The organism is Brasilonema octagenarum UFV-OR1 (assembly GCF_963888615.1).
Lineage (GTDB): Bacteria > Cyanobacteriota > Cyanobacteriia > Cyanobacteriales > Nostocaceae > Brasilonema > Brasilonema sennae.
This window is the reverse complement of the sequence record NZ_CAWPKW010000195.1, coordinates 1-5,657: the sequence shown is the minus strand read 5'-3', so window position 1 is coordinate 5,657 and position 5,657 is coordinate 1. Positions and strand designations below refer to the sequence as shown.

The following is a 5,657-nucleotide window of genomic DNA, read 5'->3' as shown; positions in this document are numbered from 1 at the left end:
TACTGCGGGAGGGTTTCCCTCCGCAGGTATCTGGCGTTGGAAACCCTCCTGCAGCACTGGTCTCACCAAATTCAACTGGATTCCTATATAAAAGCTTTCGCTTTATTTATCTGATTAGTAACAACCATTTGTACACCACCAGAGGGAACAATCGTAATTCCACGACGTACTGGACGCACTGGATGCTTATCAGTAAGCTCTAGTTGAAAACGTGACAAAATAGTTGCTGTAACTAATTTCATTTCATACATAGAAAATGCTGCACCGATACAACCGCGATAACCTCCCCCAAAGGGTAAATATTCATAAGGTGAAAATTTTTGATTGAGAAATCTTTCTGGTTTAAATTTTTCTGGATATGGGTAAGTTTCTGCGCGTCGATGAGCTAAATGAATGCTAGGAACTAAAACTGTCCCAGATGTAAATTTTTGACCGGCAATTTCTACTTTGTCTTTTACCATTCGTGGCGTACAAATAAGAGCAATGGGGTGAAGTCGCAGCGTTTCCGAACAGACAGCACTCAGGTATGGTAATTGAGTGATTGTTTCGGGATTAAGTGTATCGCCTGAAGTCCTCAATTCCTGCATCAGCTTATCTTTTACTTGTGAGTGGAAGTGAATTAAATAAAATAGCCAAGCTAAGACAGCAGCTGTCGTTTCATATCCTAAAAGCAACAGTGAAACTAATTGGTCACGTAACTCTTTATCTGTCATTTGTTGTCCGTTTTCGTCATGCCCTGACATCAGCAGACTGAGAATATCTGTACGTGAAGCATCATTAGATAAACGTCGTTCAGAAATCTCTGCATAAATCAGTTTGTCAATTTCCTCGCGACGTTTTTGGAAATTTCCCCAAGGACTCCATGCACCTAAATCTTTTTGTAGTGGTGGGAAGAAAAATAAGGTAGAGTACAAAGGTTTTGTCACATCTTCTAACAAAGAACTCAGCAGTTCTTTTAATTTTTCATAACGGACACCGGGACTTATTCCAAATACTACTTGTAAAATAATTTGTAAAGTAATATCTGGCATGACATGCTGTACAGAAATAGATGTGCCAGGTGTCCAATTTTGAATAATATTTTCAGTGATTTTGCAAATGACTTGACCGTAAGTTTTCATGCGGTCACCATGAAAGGGTGGCATCAATAATTGGCGTTGGCGATTGTGCGATCGCCCCTCTTGCAAAACAATCGAATTCTCCCCAAACAAAGGCTCAAAAACATGAGTTGCCTTCTTAAAATCCAAATCTTTAGCAGGCACAGCAAAACACTCAGCGATAGCTTCCGGACTACGAAAAAACACCACTGGCGGCGAATTTATCCCTAATACTCGAACCGTGAACGTGTCACCATACTTAGCAGCACAATCTTCTAAAAATCTCGTTGGATTAATAATTAATTGCAGTGTTTGTTTCAAAGAACCAATCATAATAGAACTTCACATATTTCTTTGTTGTTTTAATACACGCGTTGCCCTCACCCTGCCCTATGCCTAACGGCACGCTACGCTATCGGGCACCCCTCTCCCAAATTGGGAGAGGGGCAGGGGGTGAGGGCAATTCGTTTTCTTCAAATTTCTCACTCAAAATTTATAGGTAAGGCATATGCCTTACCTACAACTACTCAGTTATTCTGCGTAGAAAACTATATCAAAATATTGTTCCTTAAAAACTTAACCAGCGATAGATTCCAAAATTTTAGACTTCTGAGCTCGCTGACCTTTAACAACTATTTGGATGGAACGGTTGGGACCTGAAACCATACCACGGCGTTTTGGTCGCACATCACCGTCATCAACCAGCGCCAATTCCCAGCGCGACAGGATGGTAGCAAGCACAACTTTCATTTCAAACTGGGCAAATGCCATACCTATGCAACGCCTGACACCACCACCAAACGGCAAATACTCATAAGCTGAAAATTGCCTTTTCAGAAAACGTTCTGGGTTAAACTGTTTGGGTTGGGGATATAAATCCTCACGCTGATGAGTCAGATAAATTGAGCCCATGACAAGTGTACCTGGTTCAAGTTCGTGTCCAGACAACGATACGGGTGTTCTCACCACTCGTGTAAAGGTAAGCATCGCAACTGGATAAATCCGCAAGGTTTCACAGCACACAGCATTTAAATAAGGTAATTTGAAAATGGTGCTGGGGTCTGGGTTATCGCCCAAAGTATCAAGTTCCTCTAGAAGTTTTTCTCGTACTCCTGGCAGTTTGTGAATCCAGTACAATGCCCAGGTTAACGCAGTGGCTGTAGTTTCGTGACCTGCTACTAACAAAGTCATTAACTCATCACGTAATTCCTGATCAGTCATTGGCTGGTTTGCTTCATCCTTCGCCGCCATCAGCAAGCTGAGGACATCTGTCCGCGATGAGTCTGGTTGCTCTCGCCGTTCGCGAATTTCCGCGTACAGCATTTGGTTAACTCGTTCCCGGCGGCGCAAGAACTTTCCCCAAGGCGTGAGTGGTCCTAAATCCCGTTGTAGGGCTGGAAAATAAAGGATGAGCGCTCTTGCAGGAGATTGTCCCCCTTCATCTAGCATCAGACTTAAAACTTCCTCCAATTCTTGGGCGCGTGAACCTTCATATAAGCCAAACACGGCTTGCATGATCACCCGCATGGTGATAGCTTGCATTGCAGACCGTGCGCTGAAGGGTTTGTCTATCTGCCACTGGCTGCTAATTTCCTCTGTAATATCGCCAATAACCTGACCGTAGGTTCGCATTCTGTCACCATGAAACGAAGGCATCATTAACTGTCGTTGACGCTGGTGTGCCTTACCACTAAGAGTGATGACAGAATTCTTGCCAAGCATAGGTTCAAAAGGAGTATTCCAGTCACTAGGAGCCTCAAACTCCTTTGTGTCACTTGTCAACATCTGCTGCATCGCCGCAGGATTGCTGACAAAAACCACCGGACGACTTAGCTGCAGTGTGAAGATATCCCCATAGCGTTTAGTACAAGCTTCCATAAATGACATGGGGCTGAAAACCCACTGGAGCATTTGTACCAGCCCTGGAGTTTGCGGTCCATTTGGTAGTTTCATAAGCCTTGTTTTTTACTTTTATTCTTTTTTGCCACTGAAATTCAAAAAAGAAAATTAAATTTTTTGAAGTTAGATTGAATATCTTTATATTTATGTTGCAAAAGAACAATAAACTGTTACAACCTGAAAGTTGTAAAATTTTTGTTAAATTGAACGAGCATCTCCGGTGTCTCCTCATACTTAAATTAAGGTACTTAGCATGACGGCAACAACCCCAAAGGAAACTTCAGCGGCTCCTAATTTTTGTGAAGGTATTCAATACTTTGGTGAAGCAATCCCCGGCTTTGAAAAATATGGTGGAACACCTGTCATAGAGTCAGGTAAAGTGGCGATCGCCAATCCTGATGATCCAGCCGCCGCCTTCCAAACCTTACTTACTGCTGACGCTTTGCGTTACCTAATACTGCAAGTCACAGCAAGTAAAGCTTCTGGACACCCAGGTGGTTTTGCTTCTCAAGCCGAAGCTTATGCGGCGCTTGTCATGCTCGGTTACAAAAACATTATTACGGAAGTGGGACACCATGCCCCTGGATTTTATAGTGCCATGTTCTTGGATCGATCACTAGAGGACATGGGAATTGAGACGGTGCAACAATTGCGCGATCGCTTCCGGGAAAAACATGGGCTGTTAGGACATCTTTCTGGCTATATTCCTGGTATTCTTGGACCAGCAGGTCCTTTAGGACAAGGGCAACACTTTGCAATGTCAGCTGCATTGTTGCACAAAGACAAGCTTTTCCCCTTCACCGTTGGCGATGGTGGATTGGGTGAACCGTATATCATGAGTTCCATAGCACACTTCCACACCGCTTTTCCAACTGTCACCAACTTCTTACCAGTTTTGGTGTGGAACGGTTACAGCCAAGAACACCACAGCATGGTGTCTCTCAAAACCAATGAACAAATGACGGCATACTGGTACGGTAACGGTTTTGAAAAAGTCGTGTTAGTCGATGCCAAAGACTTTGACGACGCAAATCAAAAGGGGGATTACGTTGATAGTACCGCCTTTTCCTTTGAGCAGCGGCTAGCTTTTACCAAAGCTGTACTCACAGGTGTGGATGAAGCAGCGCGTTCTGCACTCAGTGGCAAGCTAACCGTATTTATCATAAAACAACTCAAAGGTGCAGGAGTTCATGCACGAGGTGCCAAGTCTCACAACCTCTATGCTAAAGACACCTTAGATGCTCCCCATATTGTCAGTGCGCTGAAAGAACGTGCCTTACCTCCAGAAGTTTGGCAACTCGTACGGACAAACTGTGAACGCGCAGGCGGAGGTCCAGCAGCGAAAACAGTTGTGACAGAATTTGAGTATAAGTTGCCAGAATTAGGCGAATTGCCTTTGGAAGAATATCCAGTGGGTGGCGAACCAAAAGTTTCCACCACAGCAATGGGAACATTGGTGGCTAAGGTAGGACAGATAGATCGCAACTTTTTCGTGACTAACGCCGACGGTAACGAAGCATCTGGTATTGCCAATATTAACCAAGCACTCAAAATTATCCACCCCACGACAGATGACTTATATTACCAAGCACCCAATGGACAAGTGTATGAACCATTGAGTGAAGATGCTTGTGCGGGGTTAGCTGCTGGTTTAGCGTTAATGGGTGCGCGGACTTTGTGGTGTTCTTACGAATCTTTTGCCATCAACGGTTTACCAATTTGGCAAACAGTCACGCAAGCAATGGCAGAATTGCGGCGTCGCACTCCCTCAACTATTACATTATTCACCGCTGGTGCATTAGAGCAAGGACGCAACGGTTGGACTCACCAACGTCCGGAAATTGAAGCTTATTTTGCTTCGTTAATGCGCAACGGTAATGTATTTCCATTGTTTCCTCCTGATGCTAACAGTATTCAGGTTTGTTATGACTGGGCATTGACGACTAAAAATAAGGGAATTGTGATTACTGCGAGTAAGTCACCATTGCAAATTCGCACAACTTTTGAACAAACGAGTCAAGCTTTACGCGATGGCGCGGTAGTCTTACAAGAAGTTTCTGGTAATAAGAAAGTTGTCTTTGCCGTTATTGGAGATATGACATTAATACCAGTCTTTGAAGCTGCTGCTTTATTAGAAAAAGAAGGTATTGGCGCAAGAATTGTTTCTGTTATCAACCCCCGTCGTTTGTATCGTCCCCATGATACTGCTTGGGATACTTGTTCTGAAGCTGATGGTGGTTTTGTGGATGATGAGAAATTTGCCGAATTGTTTGATGGCGATGCACTCATTGGTGTGACTGGTGGTGCTGCGGCGATGCTAGAACCCATCATGTTACGGAGTACCAGCAAGCGGGATACCTTCGCGTGGAAGCGTGGGGAAACCACAGCGAGTGCTGGCGAGTTGATGGCGTTTAATGGTTTGACAGCAGAGGCGTTGGTGAAGCGGGGGATTTCGTTGGTGAGTTAGATTTAGCAATCTGATACGATACGGTATTGCCGCTCTTCACACATGAGGAGCGGCATAATCTTTATTATCTGATTAAAATATATAGCAATCCTAGATAGGTCGTGAACAAAAAATAAAAAAACTAACCGCCAAGACGAGCCAGCGCTGCACAGAGAAGTGCCTTGCGCGGGTTAAGCGCGTTGTGGCAACTAGCC

Annotated in this window: 3 protein-coding genes; 1 reads left to right on the top strand and 2 read right to left on the bottom strand. The window is 44.1% G+C overall.

What is annotated here, in order from left to right; all coding sequences use genetic code 11:
• Positions 1-83: 83 nt before the first annotated feature.
• Together AC5590_RS14265 and AC5590_RS14260 are read right to left on the bottom strand one after the other, a co-directional pair.
• Positions 84-1,430, bottom strand: coding sequence for a cytochrome P450 (locus tag AC5590_RS14265; RefSeq protein WP_169268817.1), 1,347 nt, complete (start codon positions 1,428-1,430; stop codon positions 84-86).
• A gap of 243 nt (positions 1,431-1,673) precedes the next feature.
• Positions 1,674-3,050 (bottom strand): cytochrome P450, encoded by a 1,377-nt coding sequence (locus tag AC5590_RS14260; RefSeq protein ID WP_169268816.1) that lies wholly within the window; start codon positions 3,048-3,050, stop codon positions 1,674-1,676.
• 199 nt (positions 3,051-3,249) lie between these two features.
• Here AC5590_RS14260 and AC5590_RS14255 point away from each other — a divergent pair, with 199 nt between their 5' ends.
• Positions 3,250-5,463, top strand: a complete 2,214-nt coding sequence (locus tag AC5590_RS14255) for a phosphoketolase family protein (protein ID WP_169268815.1) — start codon at positions 3,250-3,252, stop codon at positions 5,461-5,463.
• The last annotated feature ends 194 nt before the right edge of the window (positions 5,464-5,657 follow it).

Coding starts and splice junctions, on each gene's coding strand:
- AC5590_RS14260 (WP_169268816.1), bottom strand. CDS start 3,050: ATGAAACTACCAAATGGACCGCAAACTCCAGGGCTGGTACAAATGCTC.
- AC5590_RS14265 (WP_169268817.1), bottom strand. CDS start 1,430: ATGATTGGTTCTTTGAAACAAACACTGCAATTAATTATTAATCCAACG.
- AC5590_RS14255 (WP_169268815.1), top strand. CDS start 3,250: ATGACGGCAACAACCCCAAAGGAAACTTCAGCGGCTCCTAATTTTTGT.